At 35.6% G+C, this 25626-nt stretch carries 19 protein-coding genes; 3 read left to right on the top strand and 16 right to left on the bottom strand.

Annotated elements, in window-relative coordinates:
- Window positions 1-16 precede the first annotated feature (16 nt).
- From IWX83_RS02995 to IWX83_RS02975, 5 genes are all read right to left on the bottom strand, one after another.
- Window positions 17-2245 (bottom strand): TonB-dependent receptor domain-containing protein, encoded by a 2229-nt coding sequence (locus tag IWX83_RS02995; protein WP_196827521.1) that lies wholly within the window; start codon window positions 2243-2245, stop codon window positions 17-19.
- Between the two features lie 238 nt (window positions 2246-2483).
- A complete protein-coding gene (locus IWX83_RS02990; protein WP_196827519.1) occupies window positions 2484-4742 on the bottom strand; it encodes a TonB-dependent receptor in 2259 nt (752 codons plus the stop codon).
- Between the two features lie 122 nt (window positions 4743-4864).
- Window positions 4865-6967 (bottom strand): ferrous iron transport protein B, encoded by a 2103-nt coding sequence (gene feoB / locus IWX83_RS02985; protein ID WP_196827517.1) that lies wholly within the window; start codon window positions 6965-6967, stop codon window positions 4865-4867.
- Window positions 6961-7203 carry a FeoA family protein gene (locus IWX83_RS02980; RefSeq protein ID WP_073352424.1) on the bottom strand — a complete coding sequence of 81 codons (243 nt, stop codon included), beginning with the start codon at window positions 7201-7203 and terminating at the stop codon, window positions 6961-6963. Before IWX83_RS02980 ends, feoB begins: the two co-directional genes overlap by 7 nt.
- A gap of 163 nt (window positions 7204-7366) precedes the next feature.
- Window positions 7367-8032, bottom strand: a complete 666-nt coding sequence (locus IWX83_RS02975) for an SCO family protein (protein ID WP_073352422.1) — start codon at window positions 8030-8032, stop codon at window positions 7367-7369.
- Window positions 8033-8169: 137 nt separating this feature from the next.
- Here IWX83_RS02975 and IWX83_RS02970 point away from each other — a divergent pair, with 137 nt between their 5' ends.
- Window positions 8170-10233 carry a M13 family metallopeptidase gene (locus IWX83_RS02970; protein ID WP_196827515.1) on the top strand — a complete coding sequence of 688 codons (2064 nt, stop codon included), beginning with the start codon at window positions 8170-8172 and terminating at the stop codon, window positions 10231-10233.
- A 156-nt stretch (window positions 10234-10389) separates the two neighbouring features.
- Complete coding sequence (locus IWX83_RS02965) at window positions 10390-12453, top strand: M13 family metallopeptidase (RefSeq protein WP_196827513.1); 2064 nt, start codon at window positions 10390-10392, stop codon at window positions 12451-12453.
- Window positions 12454-12507: 54 nt separating this feature from the next.
- Here the strand turns inward: IWX83_RS02965 and IWX83_RS02960 are convergent, their stop codons facing one another.
- The 5 genes from IWX83_RS02960 to IWX83_RS02940 form a co-directional block, all read right to left on the bottom strand.
- Window positions 12508-13449 (bottom strand): DMT family transporter, encoded by a 942-nt coding sequence (locus tag IWX83_RS02960; protein WP_370568388.1) that lies wholly within the window; start codon window positions 13447-13449, stop codon window positions 12508-12510.
- Between the two features lies 1 nt (window position 13450).
- Window positions 13451-14254 carry an SDR family NAD(P)-dependent oxidoreductase gene (locus IWX83_RS02955; protein ID WP_196827511.1) on the bottom strand — a complete coding sequence of 268 codons (804 nt, stop codon included), beginning with the start codon at window positions 14252-14254 and terminating at the stop codon, window positions 13451-13453.
- Between the two features lie 12 nt (window positions 14255-14266).
- Complete coding sequence (locus tag IWX83_RS02950) at window positions 14267-16576, bottom strand: M28 family peptidase (RefSeq protein WP_196827550.1); 2310 nt, start codon at window positions 16574-16576, stop codon at window positions 14267-14269.
- Between the two features lie 103 nt (window positions 16577-16679).
- The gene (locus IWX83_RS02945; protein ID WP_073352410.1) at window positions 16680-17027 is read right to left on the bottom strand and encodes a hypothetical protein; all 348 of its coding nucleotides are present in this window, start codon (window positions 17025-17027) and stop codon (window positions 16680-16682) included.
- Complete coding sequence (locus tag IWX83_RS02940; RefSeq protein ID WP_196827509.1) at window positions 17024-18553, bottom strand: bifunctional GNAT family N-acetyltransferase/carbon-nitrogen hydrolase family protein; 1530 nt, start codon at window positions 18551-18553, stop codon at window positions 17024-17026. The genes IWX83_RS02945 and IWX83_RS02940 overlap by 4 nt, the downstream gene beginning before the upstream one ends.
- A gap of 184 nt (window positions 18554-18737) precedes the next feature.
- On the opposite strand from IWX83_RS02940, the gene IWX83_RS02935 reads away from it, so the two are divergent.
- Window positions 18738-19061, top strand: a complete 324-nt coding sequence (locus tag IWX83_RS02935; protein ID WP_073352406.1) for a single-stranded DNA-binding protein — start codon at window positions 18738-18740, stop codon at window positions 19059-19061.
- Between the two features lie 78 nt (window positions 19062-19139).
- Here the strand turns inward: IWX83_RS02935 and IWX83_RS02930 are convergent, their stop codons facing one another.
- The 6 genes from IWX83_RS02930 to IWX83_RS02905 all read right to left on the bottom strand — a co-directional run bounded on the left by IWX83_RS02930 (window position 19140) and on the right by IWX83_RS02905 (window position 25621).
- Window positions 19140-20039, bottom strand: coding sequence for a histone deacetylase (locus tag IWX83_RS02930; RefSeq protein WP_073352404.1), 900 nt, complete (start codon window positions 20037-20039; stop codon window positions 19140-19142).
- A gap of 106 nt (window positions 20040-20145) precedes the next feature.
- On the bottom strand, window positions 20146-20775 hold the full coding sequence (locus IWX83_RS02925) for a chloramphenicol acetyltransferase (protein ID WP_196827507.1): 630 nt from the start codon (window positions 20773-20775) through the stop codon (window positions 20146-20148).
- 177 nt (window positions 20776-20952) lie between these two features.
- On the bottom strand, window positions 20953-22212 hold the full coding sequence (locus IWX83_RS02920) for an OmpA family protein (protein ID WP_196827505.1): 1260 nt from the start codon (window positions 22210-22212) through the stop codon (window positions 20953-20955).
- A 286-nt stretch (window positions 22213-22498) separates the two neighbouring features.
- Window positions 22499-23188, bottom strand: coding sequence for an HAD family hydrolase (locus tag IWX83_RS02915; protein WP_073352394.1), 690 nt, complete (start codon window positions 23186-23188; stop codon window positions 22499-22501).
- Between the two features lies 1 nt (window position 23189).
- Window positions 23190-24107, bottom strand: coding sequence for a DMT family transporter (locus IWX83_RS02910; protein WP_196827503.1), 918 nt, complete (start codon window positions 24105-24107; stop codon window positions 23190-23192).
- Between the two features lie 71 nt (window positions 24108-24178).
- A complete protein-coding gene (locus IWX83_RS02905; RefSeq protein WP_196827502.1) occupies window positions 24179-25621 on the bottom strand; it encodes a hypothetical protein in 1443 nt (480 codons plus the stop codon).
- Between the last annotated feature and the right edge of the window lie 5 nt (window positions 25622-25626).

The raw sequence follows: 25626 nt of genomic DNA, 5'->3' as shown, positions 1-25626 counted from the left end.
AACTAATGACAATTTTTTACAATTGTGCCATAATTCCAAAGTTGATTCCAAAAGGTTGCCCTGGTCTTAAGCCTGCAGGAACTCTAGAAACTGCATATTCCTTATCTAACAAATTGATTATATTTCCCATTAAGCTAATGTGCTCGTTAAGATTATATTTTGCCGAGAAATCTATAATGAAATTCGAAGCCACTCTGTTATTTGCTGGAATAGTTCCAGTACCAGCTTCTGTTCTGAAAGCATCTACGTATTTTCCGCTAAGGGCAAAATTAAATTTTTCAGTTTCAAATGCTGTTGTGATAGCCAATTGATTTTTAGCAATGTATGGGATTTCATCCCCACTTTCTACATTTCCCCAAATTGTGCTGTTGAAATTGTTTTTCAACTCTGTATCCGTTAAAGTGTAGGAAACAGTCACTGGTAATTTAAATCCTTTTTCTAGGTTGTCTATAATATTATAGGTTGCTAGTAATTCAATTCCTTTTACAATTGCTGCACCCGCATTAAATAAATCACCAGTTCCAGCGCCTCCTCCTGACATCGAATCAGATCCTTGCAGATTTGAAAAATTATTATAGTATCCTATGATCTCTCCTTGTAAAGAATTCTTGTGGAAACGGAAACCCAATTCTGTATTTAAACTGTTTTCGGCATCTTCTCCTGCAGATACACCAGGTGGCGAAAAACCTTTGTGAACACTAGTAAATAAGTTGTAATCATCATTTATTTTGTACAAAATTCCCATTCCTGGAATCCATACATTGATGTTGTTATTGGCTTTTGCCAAGGTAGTCCCAACTCTATTAATATCATTTGTACCATAATTCAGTGAATTTAATTTGATATCTTCATAACGAATTCCTGGAGTAAAAGTAAATCGATCAATGTTCAAATTATAAAGTACATGTGCTGCAATAGCTTCTGCCTTTGTAATTCTATTTGCATCAGTTCCTGGAGTTCCGGTACTAGTTCTGTTCATTACTCCGTTTTGGATAGCGTACCCATCTACCCATTGAAAACGATCTTCGTAATCCTCATGGTAGCGAATACCAAAATCAATATCATGTTTTGCTTTTCCAGTTTCAAAAGTGTAGTTCCCAACGGTTTGAATCCCTTTAGCTTCATACTTACGGTTGTTTGCCTTCACTAACAAGGCGTTGTCAATGGTATTGTCAGCTCCAGTTACGGCTTGATATTCCGCATTGTATTTTGCAGGATTGGTCAGGATATTATTGATGCTCACCTTTGATGACCCTAGTTTTAAAGCGTCTAATTTATACCAGTTTCTTGCGAATTCGTTTTGATACGCTTTTGTGGTTATGCTAAAGTTTTTAGTAGGTCTTATGAAGTGCGTCAGCATGATTTGACGGTGTTCTGTATCGATAAAATCTTCGTTTGAACCTACATATCTTCTGTAGGCATTTTTAGCATAATCTTCATCGGTCAAACCAAGGTAGGTTTCGTTTGCCAAGTCTTCACTGTATTGAACTTTAGCGGTCAAAGACTGATATACTTTAGCATCAGCATCAGTATTAATTCTGAATTTTGCCACGTAATCATTGGCCTGAAAACCTGTATTTCGGGAACTATTGTCAATTTTTTTAAACCCATCTGAATTTCGGTTGTTGTATTCTAATACGTAACCAAAATTTTTATGTTCATCACCAATATTTATGTAGGTCTTTTTAGTATTAAAACTTCCTATGCTTGCGATGACACGTCCAGAAAAACGGTTAGGAATTTGGGTTGAAACCATATTGATAGCGCCACCTGTAGTATAAGGACCGTATTGAATCTGGCTTCCCCCTTTTAATATCTCAAAGGATTGCATTCTGCTAACGGTTGGGAAATAATACGCTGCTGGAGCAGCATAAGGTGCTGGAGCAATAAGAATTCCATCTTCCATTAAAGTGATTTTCTCGCTTCTATTAGGGCTAGTACCTCTCATTCCTATGTTGGGTCGCAATCCAAAACCGTCTTCTTCCTGAATCGTTATTCCGGGCACTGTTCTTAGAATTCGGGAAACGTCATCGTAGTTGAACGTTTTCAGTTCTTTTGGAGAAATAAAATAAGTCGAACCTGCTTTGTTTTTGGCATTGAATTTACTTCCTATAATGGCGTCGGTGGTAATGATAACTTCGTTTAAGCTTTTAATACTGTCTTTTTGTGTTTTCGAAAGTTGTTTTTGTTGTGCAAACACAACTGATGTAACTAGTAAAGAAGCTACGATTAAATTATTCTTCATTTTTTTATTTAGATTGATTCTACGGTGCAAATGTAAAACACAAATCTTATTTAGACAAATTAAAAATAATAAAAATAGATATTTAACGTTTGTTCACTAAGTTGAAAACAATCTGCGTTTGAATAATATTGGTTAGGTACTTATTAGCATAAAAAAAAGGAGTATAAACATTTGTTATACTCCTTTTTAATACTAAATGATTTTCAAACAATTTAGTGTCGATGGTTCACTTTTAGTCTTATAATTTTGCTCCAATAGAGATAAAGAATGTTCGCCCTTCACCAGGTAAAATACCAGGTCCAGGATACCCTCCAGCTCTTCTGGTGGTATATGCTTCATTTGTTAAATTATTAATTCCAGATCTAATATTGTAATTTTTAAGGAACTTATATTCAGCAGATAAGTCAAGCACTCGATAACCGTCTAGTAAACCAGTTACTCCATTTGCTGAAGGTGCTGTAGTATTATTAGCATCAGTATAAATCTTACCAGATGTTTTGTATTGAAGAGTGGATGAAAAATTATTTTTGCTCCAACTTATTCCAAAATTGTGTATGTATCGTGGCGCATTTTCTACTCTATTTCCAGAGAGATTTCTTTCCGAAATGACAACGTTTGGTGCAGTTCCAGTGGCGGAATTAATTTTGAAATCGGTATAGCGAGAGTCAATAAAACTAACAGTAGAGAAAATATCGATATTCCCAATAGTGTTTTCAATCTCTAAAAACCGTGTAACATTTAGGTTTACAAAACCTTCAATCCCTTTATTTACAGTTTCGCCCAAATTAGTTCTGTATAGGAAAGTGCCTTGGTTGGGGTCGTTGTTAACAAATTGTCTGACGCCACCAATTCTATTATTATAGCTCAGATAAAACAAACTAAAATCAAAATTCAGGTAATTTTTAATCGTACCTCTATAACCAAGATCTGCGTTGTAACCGCTAGCATCTTTTAGATTAGGATCGATTACATCCGTAACGGCAGGAGGGGTAATATCTGAGAATAATACGGGTCTGAAAGCTTGTGTAATATTCCCATATATATTAGTTTTACCTATTTTGTATTCCATTCCAAGCCCAAATAATGGTTGGTTGCGGGTAATTTTGTTATTTTGAAATGGAATATCATTTCCAGAGCTGATCCCAAATCTTCCATTTCCAGTTGAGCTAATATACTCATAACGAACACCAGGTATGACACTAAAATTATCGGTCAATTTGAACTGATTTTCGGCAAATAAGGCAATGTTTTCCGTGTTAAAGTTTAAATCCCGTGGATATTTACTTAAAGTCTCTAAATTAAAATCAGAACGTGTTGTTCCTGTACCTTCTTGCTGTCTTCGAGTATTAGCTTTGTAATAGCGTACTCCAAAAGCTAAGTTGTTTATGTTTTTACCAATGGTATAGCTGAAGATATTTCGGTTTTCGATACCAAAATTTTTGTAAAAATCGCGATCTACTCTTCTATTAGCGTAATCGTTAGTAGACGGTTTAATGGCGTCAGCAATATTAGGTGTGGCAGTGAAACCGACACTATTTCTTTCTCCAATTAATCCAAATAGCTTAGTATTAGAGGTGAGCTTATTAGATATTTTGGTGTCAAAGTTTAGAGAAAATAAGTTCCATGGCGTACCAAGCCAGTTTCTTTCTCGTAATGATTGTCTTGGATTGTCTTTGAATTGTTGATCAGTTAAGCCACCAGCTTGCTGCATTTTGTAATCCATACTAGTATATTCTGCGGACAGTTTAGTATCTTTCGTAAAAGCATATTCCATAAACAGATGCGAATTTCTTACCTTATATTTGCTATTTTCTCTCCAGCCGTCAGCACTTCTAGAATGATTGTAAGCATAGTAAGAAAATTTATTTATTTTTCCGCCAATAGCATTATAGCTACTCATCAAGTTATAACTGCCTAACGTGTTTTGAGTCTCAAAAGTGAAGGCCTTTTTTTGTTCGCGCTTTAGTACATAGTTTATCATTCCACCAAATTGTGGTCCAAATTGTAAAGAAGCACCACCACGAACCAATTCAATAGTTTCAACTGCTTCCAATGGCGGATTGTAATAAGCTTCAGGATATCCAAAAACGTCAGATGAAATATCATAACCATTCTGTCTGGTGTTTAATTCCCAACTTCTATTTGGACTTAACCCACGAACACCAATGTTGATTTGAATTCCGGAACCATCATTTTCCCATACAGTGACGCCGGGAACTCTAGAGAAAACTTCGCGTGCATTATTAGTGGTTAAATTAGCAGTGAAACTAGATAGTTTTAAGACTTCATTTTTTTTGCCAGAAAAAAGTACGGTACCCTTTATTTCAGGTTGTCTTTCAGGGCTTTGTTGTAGTGGCGTTATAGCGACATTTTGTAAATTTATGACAGCTGCATTCAAATTTTTAATACTGTCTTTTTGGGTTTGTGAAAGCTCTTTTTCTTGTGCAAACACAACGGTTGTAACTAATAAAAAAGCTACGATTAAATTATTCCTCATTTTTATTTAGATTGATTCTACGGTGCAAAAGTAAAACACAAATCTTATTTAGACAAATTAAAAATAGTGAAATTATTAAATTTAACGTTTGTGGACCGGTTAGCCGTCCGGCTAGGGATCAATTATTTCAAAATCTGATAGGCGATGAGAGCGACTACATAAGCAAAACCCGACATGAAAATTAATTGTCCTACAGGCCATTTCCAAGAATTGGTTTCTTTTTTAGTGATGGCAAGTGTACTGGCACATTGCAGGGCAAAGGCATAAAACAACAACAAGGATATTCCTGATGCGAAATTGAAAATTTTCTCTCCAGTAACTGGATTGACCTCGGCAGCCATTTTATTTTTTATTGTTACCTCATTATCACTTCCTCCCACGCTGTAGATTGTAGCTAATGTGCCTACAAAAACCTCTCTGGCGGCAAAGGAGCTTATGATTGCAATTCCTATTTTCCAATCGTATCCAAGCGGCGAAATAGCAGGTTCGATTGCTTTTCCCATGATACCAATGTATGAGTTTTCTAACTTTTGCGAAGCGACAGCATTTTCAAAATCAGCTGGTGGCAGTGGCTTGTTTTGGTTGTTTTCAATAACAATTTTTTCTGCATTGTCAAATTTCGCACCAGGGCCATAAGAAGCTAGAAACCATAATACGATAGAGATGGCAAGTATAATTTTTCCTGCACCATAAATGAACGCTTTGGTTTTTTCTATCACATTGATTCCAACATTCTTGAAAAGCGGTAATTTATAATTTGGCATTTCAACTACAAAGTAGGTTTTTCCTTTGATTTTCAGAATTTTATTTAAAATGTAAGCGGAAAAAATAGCCATTCCAAAACCTAGTAAATACAACAACATCAAAGTCATTCCTTGCATGTTCAAAAATCCAAAAACACGAGTATCAGGAATTACTAATGCAATAATAATGGCGTAAACGGGTAATCTAGCAGAACAGGTAGTAAAAGGAGTTACTAAAATAGTAATTAAACGTTCTTTCCAGTTTTCAATATTTCGGGTCGCCATTATCGCTGGAATAGCGCAGGCTGTGCCAGAAATAAGCGGGACAACACTTTTACCAGATAAACCAAATTTCCGCATGATTTTATCCATTAGGAAAACCACTCGACTCATATAGCCGCTTTCTTCTAGTATCGAAATAAACATAAACAAGAAGGCAATTTGCGGAATGAATATCAAAATACCTCCAATTCCAGGGATGATTCCCTGCGAAATTAAGTTGGTTAAAACACCGGCTGGCAATTCTTCGGCAGCAAGCGTGCTCAAAGAAGCAAAAGATGCATCGATGAAGTCCATTGGAATTTTAGACCATTCAAAAATAGATTGGAAAATAACAAATAAGATTAGAAAAAAGATCACGTATCCCCAAACTTTGTGTGTAAGTACACGATCTAATCTGCTGCGGTAATCTCTAGCAACGGAAGCATCAATTTTCAATCCTTCTTTTAGAACATCATTGATAAATTGATAGCGTTTTATAGTTTCTTTTTGCTGGAGTCGCTTTAAATCGGAATGCGATTTAGTAAAAGAACTTCTAATTTCATTTCGTTCTAAATTCAGGAAGTTGACGTCCTGTGTAATAACCAACCACAACTTGTAAAGCAGTTGATTAGGAAATGCTTTGCGCAAGCTATTGAAGTAATCTGGGTCGATTACGGAGGCATTCAAGCAAGGTTCAGTTGAAATGGTGCGGTAACTGATAATCAATTTTTTCAATTCGTCAATTCCGTATCCTTTTCTGGAACTAATTAGCGCAATCTTGGTTTTTAGATGATCTTCCAGATACGGAATATCCAGTGTAATCCCTTTGAACTTCATTCTATCTGCCATATTGATGACTAGGATAGTTGGAATTTCGAGGTCTTTTATTTGGGTAAAAAGTAATAAATTCCGTTTTAAATTTTCCACATCGGTAACAACAAGTGCTACATCTGGATACAATTTGTCATTTTTGTTGAGCAATAATTCAATGACTACATTTTCATCAATCGAACTGGCGTTTAAGCTGTATGTTCCAGGTAAATCTAGAATATTCGCCTTAATATTAGTAGGTAATTTGCAAAAACCAATCTTTTTTTCAACCGTAATTCCAGGATAATTCCCCACTTGTTGATTCAGCCCAGTCAGCTGATTAAAAACAGAAGTTTTACCCACATTAGGATTTCCAATTAAAGCGACGTTGATGTTTTGTTTGCTTACCATAAGTTGGTTTTTATAATGTCAACTTCAATTTCTTTTGCAGTTTCTACCCGAATGGCCACATGTGATCCATTAATGTTCAAGTACAAAGGATCTCCAAAAGGAGCAATTTGAAGTAATTCTACTAGATTGCCAGGCAAGCATCCCATTTCCAATAATTTTAAAGGAACGGCATCGATGTCAAAGTCTTTTATAATGGCTTTTTCACCTTTTTTGAGAGAATGGATCGTTGTTTGCAAAACTTATTTAGATTGAATTAAGATTGCAAAAATACACATTTTAAAACAAACACAAATGATATATGTCACATTTATATGGTAATTAAAGCAATTGAATCCAGCTTAAAATAAAGGGGTTGTCTTCGCGAAACCCGAGTTTAAGGATAGGTATTGTAGTAATAGGCTATTCGTTACTCAAAAAAGTAATGTCCTCAATTAAACGTTTCATATCCTCTTTGTTTGTTCCGTCATAAAAACCACGAACTCTCCTTTTGGTATCTACTAAAACAAAGTTTTCGGTGTGAACCATATCGTACAGTTCGCTCGGTTTTCCCAGTTTTACAGCTAAATAAGATTTCCTAGCCATAGTGTAAATTTCTTTTTTATCGCCAGTTACTAAGTTCCATTGGGATGCATCAACCTTATACTTTTTGGCGTAAGCCTGCAAAACTGGAACGCTATCCGTTTCCGGAAAAACAGTATGTGAAAGTAATTTTACTTTTGGATTATGGGCAAAAGCGGTTTGAATTTCAGACAAATTAGTCGTCATTTTGGGACAAATCGATCCGCAAGTGGTAAAGAAAAAATCAGCTACATATATTTTTCCTTCATAATCTTTTTGGGTAATGGTTTTTCCATTTTGATTGATAAAGGAAAAATCAGCAATAGTGTGGTACTTGCTTTTGTACTGAACCGTACTATCTACTAATTCCGGATTTACATCTGCGGGATTATAAATGGGAAGTGTTTTTTTTGGCTTTAAAGCCGAATAAAATAAGGTCAAAACAATGATTGAAAAAACAATAAAAACGCCTAAAAAAAGACGGTATTTTTTTAAAAACTCGGACATGGTACTATTTTGATGCAAAAATACGAAAACGGGATATATTTTTAATTCAAATTAACACAATCTTATTCTGTATAAAGTACATAACTAATCGCTTTTTTATTAATAGCTTTGTGAGGATAACTAAATAACTTAAAATAATGAAGAAAATAAGTAATAAACAGTTACTTTTTGTGATTCCCGCAATCATGGGTTTTGCAGTAAGTGAAGCTCAGACCACGCCAGCTACTAAAGAACCGGGAATTAATGTAATGAACATTGATAAAAAGGTGAAGCCAAGCGATGACTTTTTTAGATATGTAAACGGGACGTGGTTGGACAAAACTGAAATCCCAAGTGATCGAACTTCATGGGGAAGTTTCAACGAATTATTGAAAAAAACGGATAAAGATGCAATGGATATCTTGAAAGAAGCATCTAGAAACCCAATCTATAAGTCCACTACAGATCAAGGAAAAGCAATCAATCTTTTCAAATCAATTTTAGATACGGTTGCCAGAGACAAGCAGGGAATTAATCCTTTGAAACCGTATTTGGCTAAAATTGACGCCATCAAAAATACCAAAGATTTGCAAAAAGTCTTAAGCGAAATGGAACCAGTCGGCGGTATTGGTTTTTTTGGAATTTATGTTGGAGCAGATGATAAGAACAGCAGTAAAAATTCGCTTTATGTAGGTACAGGATCATTAGGATTACCGGATAAGGATTACTATTCAGCGGATGATAAAGATTCGAAAGAGAAACGCGAAAAATACGAATTGCATGTGGCCAAAATGCTGCAATTCATTGGTGAAAACCCAACAAAAGCGAAGGAAAGTGCTCGTAAAATTGTAGCGTTGGAAACGGCAATGTCACAACCAAGATTGGATCGTGTGGAACAAAGGGACGGCAGATTACAATACAATCCAATGACCATTGCAGATTTGCAAAAAATAACACCAGCGCTGGATTGGAAGCAATATTTTACAAGTATTGGTTTCACGAAGCTAGATACGGTGATTGTAAGTGAGCCGCGATATATGAAAGCTTTGCAGACTATTTTGGCACAAAATAAAGTAGAGGATTGGAAAGCATACATGAAGTGGACGTTGCTGCGGGGAGCATCTAGTCAGTTGTCATCTAACATAGAAGTGGCTAATTTTGATTTTTATGGAAAAACATTAACCGGAGCCATCAAGCAAAGACCGCGTGAGGACCGTGCTTTACAAACCGTAAATGGTACTATTGGAGAAGCTTTAGGAAAATTATATGTAGAGAAAATGTTTCCGGCTGAAGCCAAAGTAAAAGCGGAAAAAATGATCAAAAATGTAGTTTTGGCTTACCAAAATAGGATAAATGATTTGTCTTGGATGTCAGCGGAAACGAAAGTGAAAGCCGTGGAGAAGCTAAATAAAATTGCCATTAAAATTGGATATCCGGATAAGTGGAAAGACTATTCTGCTCTGAAAATTGCTAGTACAGAGGAGGGTGGAAGCTATTTTGAAAATGTAAAAAATCTTTCTCGTTGGTCCTTCAAAGAAGACTTGAACAAACTGTACAAACCAGTAGATAAAACAGAATGGGGAATGTCACCGCAAACGGTAAATGCATATTACAATCCCTCGTACAATGAAATTGTTTTCCCAGCCGCTATTTTACAACCACCATTTTACAATTATCAGGCGGATGAAGCAGTAAATTATGGGGGAATTGGTGCTGTCATTGGACATGAGATTTCTCATGGATTTGACGATTCTGGTGCGCGCTACAATGCAGATGGAAATCTTGTTGACTGGTGGACTGCCGAGGATTTAAAACAATTTACAACTTTAGGAACCGCTTTGGCAGACCAGTACAGTGCCCTAGAACCACTACCTGGAATTCATGTTGATGGGAAATTTACTTTGGGAGAAAATATAGGGGATTTAGGTGGTGTTAATGCGGCTTATGATGGTTTACAAATGTATTTAAAAGCTAACGGAACGCCAGAATTAATTGATGGTTACACTCCAGAACAACGGTTCTTTATTTCTTGGGCAACGGTTTGGCGTACTAAAATGCGTGATGAAGCGATAAAAAACCAAGTAAAGACGGATCCACACTCTCCTGGAATGTACAGGGCGTATGTACCTGTGCAAAACGTAGATGCCTTTTATGATGCTTTTGACGTAAAATCAGGTGATGGAATGTACATTCAACCAGACAAACGAGTGAAAATTTGGTAGTATTGTCAATTAGATTAAAAAAAATCCCATTTGCTCTAAATGTTCGAGCAAATGGGATTTTTTATGTCCATTAATCAATAGTTGAACAACAAAATTTAACAAAAACTTTAATAATTTATTGATAGCTTTGCGAGGTTAACTAAAAAACTAAAAAAAATGAAGAAAAACAGCAATAAGCGACTGCTTTTTGTGATTCCCGCAATCATGGGTTTCGCGGTGAGTCAAGCGCAAACTACTCCTGCAGCTAAGGAACCAGGTATCAATGTAAATTACATGGATAAAAAGGTAAAACCAAGTAATGATTTCTTCCGTTATGTAAATGGAACTTGGTTGGATAATACAGCAATTCCAGCAGACAGAACCCGTTGGGGTAGCTTTGATGAATTACGTCAAAGAACTGATGCGGATGCATTGGCAATTTTAAAAGAAGCCACAACAAATCCAAGCTACAAATCGAATACCGATCAAGGTAAAGCAATTAACTTGTACAAATCGATATTAGATACTGTAGGAAGAAATAAGATGGGTATTGCTCCCTTGAAACCCTATCTTAAGAAAATTGACGCGGTTAAAAACGCTAAAGATTTAGAAGCCTTATTAATTGAAATGGAACCTATTGGAGGCATCGGATTTATGGGTGCTGGCGTAGGAACAGATGCGAAGAACAGCAGTAGAAACGTGATTAATTTAGGCCCTGGCGGCGTAGGTTTACCAGACAGAGATTATTATGTTTCTGATGATGCCGATTCCAAAGAGAAACGGGCAAAGTATGTTTTGCACGTGGCTAAAATGTTGCAATATCTGGGCGATAACCCAGCCGTTGCTAAAGTAAACGCAGAGAAAATTCTAGCTCTTGAAACTGCAATGTCGAAACCAAGGTTAGACAGAGTTGAGCGCAGAGACCGTCGTAAGTCATACAATCCTATGACATTGAGTGAGTTGAGTAAATTAACTCCGTCAATCAATTGGAATAATTATTTCACAAAAATTGGCCTGACAAAAGTAGATACCGTAATTGTATCGCAACCCAAATACATGACGGCGCTAGAAACTATTTTCAAAGAAAATAAAGTAGAAGACTGGAAAGCCTACATGCGTTGGAGTTTATTAAATAGAGCTTCTAGTCAACTGTCTACTGAGATTGAAAATGCCAACTGGGAGTTTTACGGAAGAACATTAACCGGTGCAGTAAGTCAAAGACCACGTGACGAAAGAGCCTTGCAAACGATCAACGGAACGGTTGGAGAAGCGTTAGGTAAATTATATGTGGAGAAAAAATTTCCGGCTGAAGCCAAAGCCAAAGCGGAGAAAATGATCAAGAACATCTTCTTAGCTTTCGAAAACAGAATCAATAATTTGTCTTGGATGTCTGCAGAAACAAAAGTAAGCGCGCTTGCTAAACTGCACAAATCAAGAATTAAAATTGGATATCCTGACAAATGGAAAGATTATTCAGCCTTGACAATAAAAAGTCCAGAAGAAGGTGGAACCTATTTTGAGAACTCAAAAAGTATGGCTTTATGGCGTTTTAATGAAAACATAGCCGAATTAAACAAGCCAGTTGATAAAGAAAAATGGGGAATGTCACCACAAACGGTGAACGCGTATTACAATCCATCCAACAATGAAATTGTATTTCCAGCGGCTATTTTGCAACCGCCTTTTTACAATTACCAAGCAGATGAAGCCGTAAATTATGGTGGAATCGGTGGGGTTATTGGTCATGAAATATCTCATGGTTTTGATGATTCAGGATCACGATACAATGCAGAAGGCAATTTAGTAGACTGGTGGACGGCTGATGATTTGAAACAATTCTCCGCTTTGACTGGAGCATTGGCTGCTCAATACAGCGCTTTGGAACCAATACCTGGAACTTTCGTAGATGGTAAATTTACGTTAGGTGAAAATATTGGTGATTTAGGTGGAGTAAACGCGGCTTACGATGGTTTACAATTGTACTTGAAAGAAAATGGTAATCCCGGATTAATTGATGGCTATACTCCAGAACAACGTTTCTTTATTTCTTGGTCGACTATCTGGCGTTCGAAAATGCGTGATGAAGCGTTGAAAAACCAAGTAAAAACGGATCCGCACTCTCCTGGAATGTATCGTGCTTATGTTCCTTTGCAAAATATAGATACGTTCTATAAAGCATTCGATATCAAAGCAAATGATGGCATGTATATCGCACCAGAAAAAAGAGTTAGAATCTGGTAATACAATTTAATACTTTTGAAGAATCCCATTTGTTGCGACAAATGGGATTTTTTTTTAGAGCTTTTCAGTACTTGTTTTTCGTTGTTTTCTCAACGAAACATTAACCATATACAATCCAAACAAAGTAACGCTTCCTCCTATTGCAATAGCCACATTTAGGGTTTCTCCAAAAATTAAAGCGCCTAACAAAACGGCAACAATTGGATTAATATAAGAATAAACAGTGCTGACGGCTGCAGGAAGATTTTGAAGAACATAAATAAAAGCGATGAAGGTAAGAATAGAACCAAAGAGTACTAAGTACGCAATCGACCACCACGAAATCGCTGGAATTTCGCTTAAAGGTACAGATATTCCAGTGGCGCCAGTATACGCAAAAATCAAAATACTAGACAAGAACATTTGTAAACCCAAACTAAAATAGGGATTAAAAGTGGCTGCTTTATTCTTGGTGTATAAAGTTCCAAATGCCCAAGTTAAAGTAGAGATTAACGAAATTATAATTCCAAATCTGAAACTTGGAATTAAAAAGTCACTTAAATGGTCGTAAAAAATGACACAAACACCGCCAAAGCTGATAATCAAACCTACAACGGATAATTTGGACAAACGCTCTCCTCTAAAAAAAGTGATAATAACAATCCACAAAGGAACAATCGCTGCTATGATGGCGCCAAGACCGCTGCTTATGTATTTAACTCCCCAAGTACTTAATCCGTTACTTAATACAAAATTAAGGATGCTTAAAATGATGATCGTTTTCCACTGCTTTCCTTTTGGCCAAGGCGCTTTTTTAAATAGAAAATAGGAAATGTAAAGGAAACCGCCAAGAAACTGTCTAATGGCTACAAGTTGCAAGGCAGGCATGTGTTTTACTCCTTCTTTGGAAGCAATCCAGGTGGTGCCCCAAAAAAAACTAACCCAGCACAAAGCCAACATAGGTAATCCAATATCGCTAACTTTCGACGAAACAACATTCTTAATTTTAGTTCTCACGTTACAAATTTGGTTTCGCAAAAGTATACTTTAAAACCGTTTCTACGCGATCACCCAAAATTATTTTTCCAACTGAATTAGTTGAAGAAATAAACTTTGGCAGGGCCAAATTCAAATCAACAGCCTTTTGTGTATAATACTGCTCACGTGAGGGATGAAAGGGCGCCACCGCATTAAAAGTTTCATTCCAAGCATGCGTACTTATAATTTTTTGAATGATACCAATGCAATCTTCTTGATGGATTAAATTTATAGGCGCATCAGGCTGGTCTAAATTTTCGCGCCCAGCCAGAAATTTTATGGGATGACGGTCATCGCCAATCAAACCACCAAAACGCAATACTGTAGTTTTAAAATGGCTGTTGTTTTGTAAAAGTTGTTCTGTTTGCAGTAATTGCTTGCCGCTTTCCGTATCTGGTTGAGGTACTGTTTCTTCTGAAACAAGAGCAGCAGCATCATTATAAACAGAAGTAGAACTTATAAAAAGTACTTTTGTAACAACTGATTTTTCTATAAACGGAATTATATTCCTAATCTTGGAAACAAAATTCTCGTTCTCTGAACCACGAAGTTTTGGGGGAATATCTATAATCAGAATTTTAGAATTTTCTAGAAAAGCAGTCACGTTTCCAGTAGTTTCTTTTTCTGAAAGCGCAATCAAGAAAGGCATGATTCCTTGCTGTTCCAAAACTTTTAATTTATCCTCGGAGGTCGTTGATCCGCTTACTAAAAAGTTGTTTTGCAGTAAGGCTTTCGCCAAAGGCATGCCCAACCAACCGCAACCCAGAATACTAATTTTTGTCATTGTTACCTTTAATTATTGGATTGTTGAGCTGTCTTTTACAACTTTTAAAATAGGATTTACAGGCGTAGGATTTAAACGATTGTCCACAATTACCGTACTTGGCTTTATTTTTTGTCTAATAACCACGGCATCGTTTAAAACAAAAGGAGTAGGCATCATCCAGTTTTCTCTTTTAGTTATTTCAAATAATGGGTTTGACATTAAATCAAAAGAACTTTCTAGTAGCTCCATATCTACAATCGTTGAAGCATTACAACTAAATTGCATTTCCAAAGGGGCGTTTCCAACCACATAATAACTCAATAATTTTTTTCCTTTACGTTCATACAATGAATTTTTCTGTCCTAAGGTACTTACGCCATTTGCTTTGAAATTATGAATGGTCATTTTTTCATTGGCAAAAATATCATACCGATTGACATTTCGATTTGGAGAAATTCGTATTTTCAAAAACCTTTGATTGCCTACCAATCGGTCCTCTAGGAATTCGATAGTCGGTTTTTGAAGCTCTTTTTTAGGGGCATTTGCAGCGTATGTAAACCCAGAATTGTATTTGCTGAATAACGGAATTTCATTTAAAGAGGATGCTTCTTTAGACTTTTTGCCTAAGTAGCTTTTGGTCCAGGAATCCAGATTAGTGTCATAAGTAGCCCAACTGGCCTTGTCCGTGTCCGCATTATAGACGTATAATAAACTATTCGATTTCGCTTTACCAAATTCATAGCTGGATTCAGAATGTGCTTTCACAAAAAAGCCAATGGAAAGCACTAAAAATGCCAAAGCCCAGATTCCCTTTTTGGCGAAAGCCCCAAAAACGGGAAGCAATAATCCAAAGGTCAAAACGGTAAGAATAGCACTTCCAAACAATACTTTAAGGCCTAAACCAATTGGGAACATTTGGATAAAAGGCGCTATGATTAGTAACGCAGGAATACTTAAAAACAGATTTACTAGTTTATTCGATTTTTGAGTCACAATAAAAATACCAAAAACAGAGAGGCCAAAGAAAATGGGAATAATCAAAAATCCTGCACCTGGTAAAATAAAGGCGACAATTCCGTTGATGATTATCCAAAGGAACAATGGGGCTACAAAGTGATTGATGGTTACCCTTCGTTGTGAAAAAAAATGATAAAAAGCCATACTTATCGCTAAAGCAAGCAACACAAAAGCAGCAATATAAGCGTGCCCGTTATAGGTAAATCCGTTGAGTAAATCGTTGTACTGCGGATAGGCAAACCGTAATCCTTTCCATCCAAAAAAAGTTATAAGTCCGCTTAAAAGCAGGGAGCCAAAGAGAGGAATAAATCCTTTCCCAATTTCCCGTAAGGACAATATGCGTTTGGCTCTTCCTAAAAACAGTAGAAAAATAAATAAGACTAAGGCGAGCAGAACCATTGGCAAAACCCAGCTGAAGGGATAACTTATAAACGTGAAGGGAAGGGTAAAATAAACATAATCTTCGCTAGCTTGTGTGGCGTTTAAATTGGCATTCGAAAAATAATTTAACAGTGGCATCAAGTAAGAACCTTGATGTGCTAAGGTGTTTTTGTTTAAATGATTGATGTCGTCTTGTGCCGTATGATAATTAAAATGGTCATCTATAAAAGCGAAATTATAGCCTTGGATATTACCTTGTTCTCTAAACACGGTCAAGTCAGTATCGTTGGGTAGCATCTTGTAAATGCTGTACATCAGCGAGTTTGAGACTGGAAAAGTAGCCTTTGCCGCAGCGAACTCTTTGACTAATCCTGCATTTCCTTTGTTGGTTTCCATCAGCATGTAACTTGGTCCAGAAGAACCACGTGCTTCAAAATTCAGAACTAAACCTATTTCCTTTGCCCATTGATGTTGCGTCACAAAGAGAGCAGCGCCATTTAACCCTAATTCTTCAGCATCCGAAAATAGAATAATGATGTCGTTTTTATGTGGAGTTTTATTGTACAAAAAGGCGCGAACACTTTCTAAAATGGTTGCAACACCTGAGCCAGCATCACTTGCGCCTGGTGAGTAGGAATGCGGAGCGCTATCATAATGGGAAAGTAATAATAAGGCTTTGGAATTATTGGAGCCTTTTATGCGAGCCAAAATATTTTTTGACTTTACCAGGTTTCCCCAATCACTTAACGTATATCCTCCCTGTATGGAAGTTTGTAATCCCAACTTCTTGAGCTCTCTAACGAGATAGTTGGCGACGACTTCGTGATTTTGTGAACCCACATAATGCGGTTTATTTGAAATGGCTGCTATTAGGTTGGTGGCCCTTTTAGTCGAAAAATCAGTAAGAGAACCTTCGTTGTCAGATGTCCATTGTGGCAGCATCGTAAAGAATAGCAGCCCCAGAATTAGGGAAATGAACAGAACGACGAAAATGGAGGAAAAATCTTTTTTCATTTTTGGTGGGGTAGATTTTGGAATTATAACATTAAATATCTTTTTTGACTAGCATATAGAAATCATTATCCAAAACCATGTACCCTTGATCGTAGAGAAAATAATATGTGTTCCCTGTTTTGGTTTGTAGGATATTTGTAAAAAACTGAAAATCAAATCCTTTACTAAAAAGTTTTGCTTTAGTAGTTTTTGATTTTCCATCAGTGTTAAGTTCAGATAGAATGCGGTAATTTTTGCGCAACTTATTGTTGATGTTGCGCATAAAATTAGTGCTGTCTTTATTTATTTTATTATTGTAGGCATTGCGGCAACCGTCGGTGCAAAACTTTTTGTCTTCGCGGCCTATAATTTTCTCTCCGCATTCTAAGCAGGTTTTCATGGATTTATTTTTTTGATGTCGTACAAATCAGTTCTGCGGTCTTTTAGAATTCGAACGCTTCCATGCTCATGAAGTTCTTTTAGTAAATCTAAATCTACATCTACGATCAGTGTCATCTCTGTATTTGGAGTAGCTTCGGCTTTGATTCCGTTGCTTGGAAAAGCAAAATCTGAAGGGGTAAACACAGCGGATTGTGCATATTGAATGTCCATATTGTTCACCTTTGGTAGATTCCCCACACAACCAGCTATGGCTACGTAACACTCATTTTCTATAGCTCTGGCTTGCGCGCAGTGTTTGACTCTGGTATAGGCATTTTGGGTGTCTGTCAAGAAGGGAACAAATAAAATATTCATACCCTCATCAGCCATTAATCTGGATAGTTCAGGAAATTCCACATCATAGCAAATCATAATACCTATTTTTCCGCAATCGGTGTCAAAAGTCTTGATTTGTGATCCACCCGTCATTCCCCAATGTTGTACTTCATTTGGAGTTACGTGAATTTTGGCATACATCTCTGATGTTCCATCTCTTTTGCATAGAAAACCTACATTGTATAACGTACCGTTTTCTAAATACGGCATGCTTCCTGTGATGATGTTGATATTATACGAAATGGCTAATTCTTGAAAGCGTTTGCGGATTGGTTCTGAATGTTTGGCTAGTTCTCGTATTGCTTCTGCCTCAGACAAATGGTTGTAATCGGCCATTAAAGGTGCGGCAAAAAGTTCTGGAAATAATGCAAAATCACTTCCGTAACCAGAAACGACATCAACAAAAAATTCACATTGTTCGAATAAAGCTTCCAGATTGTTCAATTGGCGCATTTGCCATTGAACCAACCCCAAGCGGATAACACTTTTTTCGAGGTTGATCAATTTGGGACTTTCATCATAATAAATGTTATTCCATTCTAGTAAAACCGCAAATTCCTTAGAGTCGGTATCGCCTTCTAGATAATTTTTCATTACCCTGATTACGTGGAAATCGTTACTCAACTGGAACGAAAGAACGGGATCATGTAATTCTTTTCTTTTTACTTTTTCAATATAATTCTTGGGAGTGAGTGTATCCGAATGTTGACCGTAATTAGGAATCCTTCCAGCAAAGACAATGGCGTTCAGATTCAGTTGTTCACATAATTCTTTTCGGGCGTCATATAATCGTCTTCCCAGACGTAGTCCTCTGTAATTAGGGTGAATAAAAACGTCTATACCATATAACACATCTGCTTTTGAATTGTGTGTCGAAAAAGTATATTTTCCAGTTATATCTGAATAATTATGATTTTTGTCGACTAAACTTTCATCAACAATTAGGGATAATGCAGAACCTACTACTTTTCCATCTACTAAAATTACTAACTGCCCTTCAGGGAAAATGCTTAATAATTTTTCTATATGGTGTTCTCTCCAGTAGGAACCAATCATTTCTGGATATGATTCTACCATAGATTTTTTTAGCTCTTTGTAGTCATCAATTTTCAGATTTCGTAATTCTACCTTGTTTATTTTGGCTTGCATAATAATGTGATTTTTAACAAATATAACTAAATTAATCCATTTACAAACGGTTACAAATAGTTACAACCGAAAGTAAATAGTTAGCAACCGAATAAAGATTTGAACCTGTTGCATCTTTGCCCTGTTGAATCGAAAGAACGTTTTAACAAAAAACTATAAACACTAATATATAAATTTACACGCCATGAAAAACAAAGTACAATTAATCGGAAGAGTAGGTCAAGATCCTGAAGTAAAAACTTTAGAAGGAGGAAAAAAATTAGCAACCGTTAGCATAGCCACAAATGATGTATACTATAAAGAGAACGGTGATAAAGTAGAACAAACCGAATGGCATCGGGTTACTGCTTGGGGGAAAACAGCTGATATCATTGAAAAATATGTGACTAAGGGAAAGGAAATTGGTATCGAAGGAAAACTAACCCACAGAAGTTATGATGATAAAAACGGCGAAAAACGCTATGTAACTGAAATCGTTGCCAATGAGGTGTTGCTTTTAGGAAAATAGATTATATTTAAAAGGCACGAATTTCTGTATTAGAAGTTCGTGCTTTTTTTTTGATCCATTAGCGGTATGAAATGTTTTTTAAAAAATATCTTTTGCCACTCTATAGGTATTGGCGTGCGCTTCAATAATCGTTTTTATATCAGGAGAGTAGCCACCACCCATAGAAACCTGTACAGGAATTTGATGTTTTGAGCAAAGTTCAAAAACCAGTTCATCTCTTTTTTTACAGCCTTCCACGGAGCAGCCTAGCTTTCCTAATTTATCCGTAGCTAGAATATCAACTCCTGCTAAATAAAAAATAAAATCGGGCTTTTGAGTCGCTATTAATTTCGGAATTACACTTGCAATGGTATGGAGGAATTCCTCATCCGTTGTCCCATCGTTGAAAGCAATATCTAAATCAGAGGTTTCTTTTTTGAAAGGATAATTGGTTTTACCATGCGTAGAAAAAGTAAATACATGCGGATTGTTCTGAAAAATGGTAGCCGTTCCATTGCCTTGATGCACGTCTAGGTCGATAATTAAAATTTTCTTAGCCAAGTTGTGGTCTAGTAAAAACTGAGCAGCAATGGCTTGATCATTGAGCAAACAAAAAGCTTCTCCATGAGTAGCATACGCATGATGTGTTCCACCTGCTATATTAAAAGACACTTTTGTATCAAATGATTTTTGAGCACCAGTGATAGTTCCTTGGGCGATTATTAGTTCGCGTTGCACTAGTTCTTTAGAAAGTGGAAATCCAATTTTTCTTGCTGCCTTTGCATTTAGGGTCATATGCAGCAAATCATTTACATAGTCTGGTTTGTGAATGGCTAAAACAGAATCTAAATCACATAGTTCAGGTTCAAAAAAATCAGATGGTGAAGCGGTTCCTTCGTACACTAATTGTTGTGGTAGCAATTCATATTTCAACATGGGAAAGCGATGCCCTTCTGGCAACGGATGCTGGTATATGGGATGAAAAGCTATTGGAAACATAAAAAAGATTATTTTATTAAAGTTCAATCTTCAACGCTGGTGTAAAAAAAACGAGGTGTATAGGCACTTTTAAAAGTTAGTTTGGTAGTGTTTTCAATCCTATTTTTTACTGATTCATCAACTCCTGGAAACAATCCACAAACTGACCTACATGGAAACCATCCATCAAAGCATGATGCACATGAACAGACATGGCCATGGTTCTTTTTCCATTATCAGCAATTTTCATTTTTCCAAAAGAGATTTTAGGACAGCTATCTGGAAATGTATAACTACGGGCATGTGATAACGAGCTAAAATCCAGCCAAGGAATCGCCGAAAAGTGAATGACATTATCATCGTCAAAGTTTCGGGTAAAAAGTCCTGTCGTGGTCTGTATTCGTTCTATTTCTTTGGTGCTACTTGCTGCGAAAACTGAAAAATCAGAATTGTATTCCATTAAAGAAAATCCAAAACTGCCATCTTCACGGCCAATGGTGGCCGAAGCATTAATTTGATCACAAACGTATATTTGATCATCAGCAATTCGATACCGAAATGATTCAATTGTGTTTACTGCTCTTAAAGTGTGGTATAAATAATAACTGAAAAAGGAGGTCTTTAAGATTTTTGCTGAAGCATAAGCTTTGGTACAATCAATTTCGACGGTAGCACCAAAAAAAGGTTCTTCAAATTGTTTAAAGAATTTAAAATGTTCTTTTCTGTTCCAATTTTCTAGGTCTAAAAGTGTTCTCAAAAGGATAGGATTTTAATTTTTTCAAAAGTACTTCTAATCTTCTTAAACCCGAAATTCATTTCAAGAACTTTTTATGTCTAAAAATATAAAATAGCATTTTACTAAAATATAAATTTAGTACAAAAAAAGCCCTAAAAGAAAATTCCTTTAGGGCTTTTTGTTGTACTAAAAAGTAAATTATTTCACTGTGAAAGTAACTCTTCTAACCAGTTTTCTAGCGCTTTCAGAATCTTTGTTTACTGAAGTATCTTCTCCAGCAGCAATTAGATTTAATCTTGATGCATCAATATTAGCTTTTACTAACGTGTTTTTAACATTTTTAGCTCTTGCATTAGATAATTTGTCATTGTAAGCTGATCTTCCTAATTCGTCAGCATGACCAATAATGTCCACTGAAGCGGAAGGATTGTTTCTCAAGTAGGTTAAGATAAAATCAGTTCCTTCTGTAGAAACATTAGTTGGAGTACTTTTGTTAAAGTCAAAATAAACAGCAACATAACCTCCATTGATTAAACTTTTAATTAGTTCGTTATCATAAACTACGGTACTGTCACCAGTTTTGCTAGCATAATTCTTTAAGATGTAAGCTTCAGTCTCGTCTGGAACATTATTATTGTTTTTATCAATTGATCTTCCTTTGGTATCAACCAGTGCTCCTTCGGGTGTATTTGCTTCTTGATCTAAATAATCAGCTACTCCATCTTTATCAGTGTCTAACATTGAAGTTTCAATGGCAGTAATTTTTTGTCTTAACTCTTCGATTTCATTCTCATTGTCAATCACCCAGTCCGCATGTTTTTCGTTTTTACCTAAATAAACCGTTAAACCTACGGTACCGTTAAAAAGGATTCCTTGAAAACCACGTGCTTCAGGAGTAAGGCTGGCTCCATCAAAAGCAGTTCCTTGGCTGAAATTAACAATCGTAGTAAAATCTCCGGTTAATGCCAGTCTGTTGCTTAGTTTAATTTGTCCAGTTACACCAGAAATAAAGTTACCCATCTTGTCTTGCATGTCATTGTCTTTATTTCTTAACTGTGCATAACCAAAACCAGTATGTGATAACAAACCAATTGATTTAGTCCAAGTCTCAAAGTTCAAAATTCTTCCTAAATTGGTAACGGCTTGTAAATTTGCTCTGTAATAATTCGTTTCGAAATCAATAGATTCTTTTTTTGCTTGGAAGCTATTGTATCCTACATCCGCTTTCAAACCAAATTTGTTGTTGAACATGTATCTAACGCCAAGATCTGCTACAAAAGCACTTGGTGTAGAAGTAAAATATCCGGGAGTCATTGGTTGCTGTGGTTTGTTGACACCGCCCGCAAATTCAATAGACCATTTGTTATAATCCATTTCACTACTTTTTACAGGTTCAGTTTGTGCACTCATTGTACTAATAGTTGCACCAAAAACTAGGCTAAGTATGATTCTTTTCATGTGGTAATTTTTTAATTTTTTGCAAAACTACAGCACAAAGTTGGATGATAAATTTTAAAGCGTAAATTATATAACGATTCGTTTTAATTCTATAAAAACAGACTGTTTAGTACGTTTTTATAGAAGTTTTTGTCAGATTTTTGATGATTTCAGTAGTTTTTTCACTTTCAGATCAATCGTATTTTTCTATTCAAAAACTAGTTGAACGAAAGATTTTATTCCAAAATGGGAATAATGAACAAGCGTATAAAATTTTTATCTCCTTCAGTTTTGCTATTGAAAATACTCATTCCAATCGTTTTAAAACGTCTGTGATTTTTTCTAAAGCACTAAAATTGGCATGAACGACCTTATGATCTATTTTTTCATGTGCCCAAGTGGTGTGAAACGGAATATGTACGGCGTGTCCGCCAATGGCTAAAACCGGTAAAACATCCGATTTTAAAGAATTTCCAATCATAAAAAATTCTGACGGCTCTATCTCTAGACGTTTAATCAAATCGGTGTAATCTACTTCTTGCTTGTCCGACATTACCTCAATGTGATGAAAGTAATGCCCTAAACCAGAATTGTGTAATTTTCTTCGTTGGTCTAATAAATCACCTTTGGTGGCCACCACTAATTTATATTTTCCGTGTAAAGCATCTAGAGTTTCTTCAACACCGTCTAATAATACAATTGGCTTCTCTAATAATTCCTTTCCATATTGGATGATTTTAGCGATCATTTCAATTGGCAACGTATGATTAGAAATGGACATTGCTGCTTCAATCATGGAAAGAATATACCCTTTGATTCCGTAACCGTATAATCGTAAATTATCAATTTCGACCTTAAAAAGTTCTTTAGAGATCCCTTGATTGGACAGGTAATCGCTCATTAAACTGCAGAATTTTTCTTCGGTTTCAGCAAAGTACGTTTCATTTATAAATAGAGTGTCGTCCGCATCAAAAGCGATTACTTTTATATTTTTCATATTATTTTTTTAGAATTAAAGAGGAATGTTCTTTGTGTTTTTTACTATTTTTTTTATCAAAAGGGTTTTTAGTGTAAAAGGTAATTCGGATACCCAACAGCAAAATAAGACCACCAATAATCATATTTAAGCTGATTTTTTCATCCAGAAATACCCATGCCAATAGCGAGGTGATAACTGCTTGGCCTAACAAACTTAGCGAAACTCTAGTAGGTCGCATGTGTTGTGTCGCAAAACTAATAGAGAGCCATGCCATTAATTGACAAACCACTGCTTGAATGAGTAAAACGAACCATCCCAGATCTGAAAAACCAGAAAAAGGTTCGTTCATGAATACACAAACGATCGCTAAATATACGGTGGATGCCAATAAACTAACGGTCATAAAGGAAAGTACATCTATTTGGGAAAGGGCTTTTTTACTCACTAATAAATAGATTGAATATAATACTCCTGACAATACCGCCAAAAGGAAAGCAGAATCAAAATCCAATTCTAGAAAAAACTGAAAACCTACTAACATTGCCATTCCAAACAAAGCCACTATCGTTCCAATCCAAAAATTAGTAGCCGGTTTTGTTTTTAAAAACACATATGAAATAATCCCCACCCAAAGCGGAGACAAATTGGTCAATAAAGAAGCTTGAGTAGCACTTGAATGTTGAATAGCAATATTCCACACCGCTACATCGGAGGCAAATAATATGCCGCAAATCACAGCCAAAATCAAGTATTTTTTTTGAGGAAGTTTAAATTTTTTTGTAATAAGTACATAAGGTAAAAGCAACATTAGTGCGATGGCCATTCTGTAAAATGCAGAAATTAATCCAGGAGTAAGTTTGAGTTTTACCAATATTGGAAAAATAGAAATACAAAGTATTCCAAAGGCTAAAGCCAATCTTGGTTTTGTTGGTTTCATGTTTTTTATCTCATAAAACACAAAATGCCAAGCAATAGTTTGGCAATGTGTATGTTGTCTGTTTTGTTTTATTAATCAGTAAATTTTCTAATGGTATATTCGTTAGTTTTATTATCGTAATACCCTAAATAGTATGTACTGTTCATTTTGAATAAAGTTTGTGATGAAACATCATTGTTTTTGTCAAAAAATGTTCGGATTTTATCAAATGCCAAAGGTTGTAAGTCACCTTCTAAATGATTTCCATCTTTATCAAATAGTCCTTCCACTTTCACTACTTTTCGGTTAGAATAGGAATTAAAACTTTCCATTGTAGGATTAAATGCTATTGCAGAAACTAAAGCACCAATGAAGCCAAATTGACCTAAAGCAGCTTGCCCAGCGGATTGTTGAACTGCCGAAATTCCTCCAAAAACAATTAAAGTATTTTTACCAATGTGATAACAAGTTAAACCCGAATTTAAATTATTTACTTTTCGAATAAATTGAGAAGTATTTTCCAAAACTCGTTTTCCACCTCCAAAATCTCCTCCTTCTTGGTAAATATCTGAGTTCTTAAAATCTAATGGTTTAGTGTCATTGGCAAAGTATTCCTTGATAATGTTGTCATCTAAGTCCTTAATCGTAAAATAAATTAAATCTGACGTGCTTTTCATTTGATATAACTTATTTTCAAAATAAAATGAATTTGAATTCAATCTATCAAATTCAGCTTTGGCTATTGCAGGTTTATTTACAATTTTTTCTTCAGCAGTGAAGTTCACTAAATCAACAATGACAACTTGAGTGAAATCGACATTAGTATCAAATGTTATTATAAGTTGTTTGTCATTAAAATAACATTTCCTTTTTTTAGCAGCGTCTGTCAATGATGTCGGATTTTCAACATTGATATTTTGTAAAGTAAAAGGAGCTTCAAAAGGAAGTAAATTGACACCAAACATACCGTAAAGCGTTGTTTTAGTATATTGTGAAGTGTAAAAATGAAAATTGCTTAAATCAATATTTTTTTCTTCATATTTTCCATCTTTATCAAAAATGTGAAATTTGAGCGTATTTGTTTTTTTTACAACAGTTAAAATATAAAATTTCTCATTTTTGCTGAATTTCTGTAAAACTTTTTCGTCCTTAAAAACCAAAGTGTGCTGTTGTGTTTCAACTTTACGATTAGTAAAATCATACAATTGAGTGAACATTTCGTCGAAATCATTAGACGACCAAAATAATCTGGTATTTCCATTACTAAAATTATACCCAATCATATTGGTATAAGTTTTAGGATTAGGTCTTTCTGTAGAGATGCTATCAACAATATTCATTTTTTCATTAAGCTGAATAGCTGTTACTTTTATTTTGTCACTAACAAATAAAGTGACCTGTTTATTGCCATCGTTAACGGTCTGAAAAACATCACGATTTTTTTTTAGTGCAAGTGGAGTAGCAATTACTAACTCTTGTGAAAATGATGCAAAGCCATGTAGCACCAAGAAAGTAAGAAGTAAATTTTTAAGCATAATAA

The organism is Flavobacterium sp. CG_9.1 (assembly GCF_015751645.1).
Taxonomy (GTDB): Bacteria; Bacteroidota; Bacteroidia; order Flavobacteriales; family Flavobacteriaceae; genus Flavobacterium; species Flavobacterium xanthum.
This window is presented reverse-complemented; position numbering and strand designations above follow the sequence as displayed.

Coding starts and splice junctions, on each gene's coding strand:
- IWX83_RS02995 (WP_196827521.1), bottom strand. CDS start 2,245: ATGAAGAATAATTTAATCGTAGCTTCTTTACTAGTTACATCAGTTGTG.
- IWX83_RS02990 (WP_196827519.1), bottom strand. CDS start 4,742: ATGAGGAATAATTTAATCGTAGCTTTTTTATTAGTTACAACCGTTGTG.
- feoB (WP_196827517.1), bottom strand. CDS start 6,967: ATGGTAAGCAAACAAAACATCAACGTCGCTTTAATTGGAAATCCTAAT.
- IWX83_RS02975 (WP_073352422.1), bottom strand. CDS start 8,032: ATGTCCGAGTTTTTAAAAAAATACCGTCTTTTTTTAGGCGTTTTTATT.
- IWX83_RS02970 (WP_196827515.1), top strand. CDS start 8,170: ATGAAGAAAATAAGTAATAAACAGTTACTTTTTGTGATTCCCGCAATC.
- IWX83_RS02965 (WP_196827513.1), top strand. CDS start 10,390: ATGAAGAAAAACAGCAATAAGCGACTGCTTTTTGTGATTCCCGCAATC.
- IWX83_RS02955 (WP_196827511.1), bottom strand. CDS start 14,254: ATGACAAAAATTAGTATTCTGGGTTGCGGTTGGTTGGGCATGCCTTTG.
- IWX83_RS02950 (WP_196827550.1), bottom strand. CDS start 16,576: ATGCTGCCACAATGGACATCTGACAACGAAGGTTCTCTTACTGATTTT.
- IWX83_RS02945 (WP_073352410.1), bottom strand. CDS start 17,027: ATGAAAACCTGCTTAGAATGCGGAGAGAAAATTATAGGCCGCGAAGAC.
- IWX83_RS02940 (WP_196827509.1), bottom strand. CDS start 18,553: ATGCAAGCCAAAATAAACAAGGTAGAATTACGAAATCTGAAAATTGAT.
- IWX83_RS02935 (WP_073352406.1), top strand. CDS start 18,738: ATGAAAAACAAAGTACAATTAATCGGAAGAGTAGGTCAAGATCCTGAA.
- IWX83_RS02930 (WP_073352404.1), bottom strand. CDS start 20,039: ATGTTTCCAATAGCTTTTCATCCCATATACCAGCATCCGTTGCCAGAA.
- IWX83_RS02920 (WP_196827505.1), bottom strand. CDS start 22,212: ATGAAAAGAATCATACTTAGCCTAGTTTTTGGTGCAACTATTAGTACA.
- IWX83_RS02915 (WP_073352394.1), bottom strand. CDS start 23,188: ATGAAAAATATAAAAGTAATCGCTTTTGATGCGGACGACACTCTATTT.
- IWX83_RS02910 (WP_196827503.1), bottom strand. CDS start 24,107: ATGAAACCAACAAAACCAAGATTGGCTTTAGCCTTTGGAATACTTTGT.
- IWX83_RS02905 (WP_196827502.1), bottom strand. CDS start 25,621: ATGCTTAAAAATTTACTTCTTACTTTCTTGGTGCTACATGGCTTTGCA.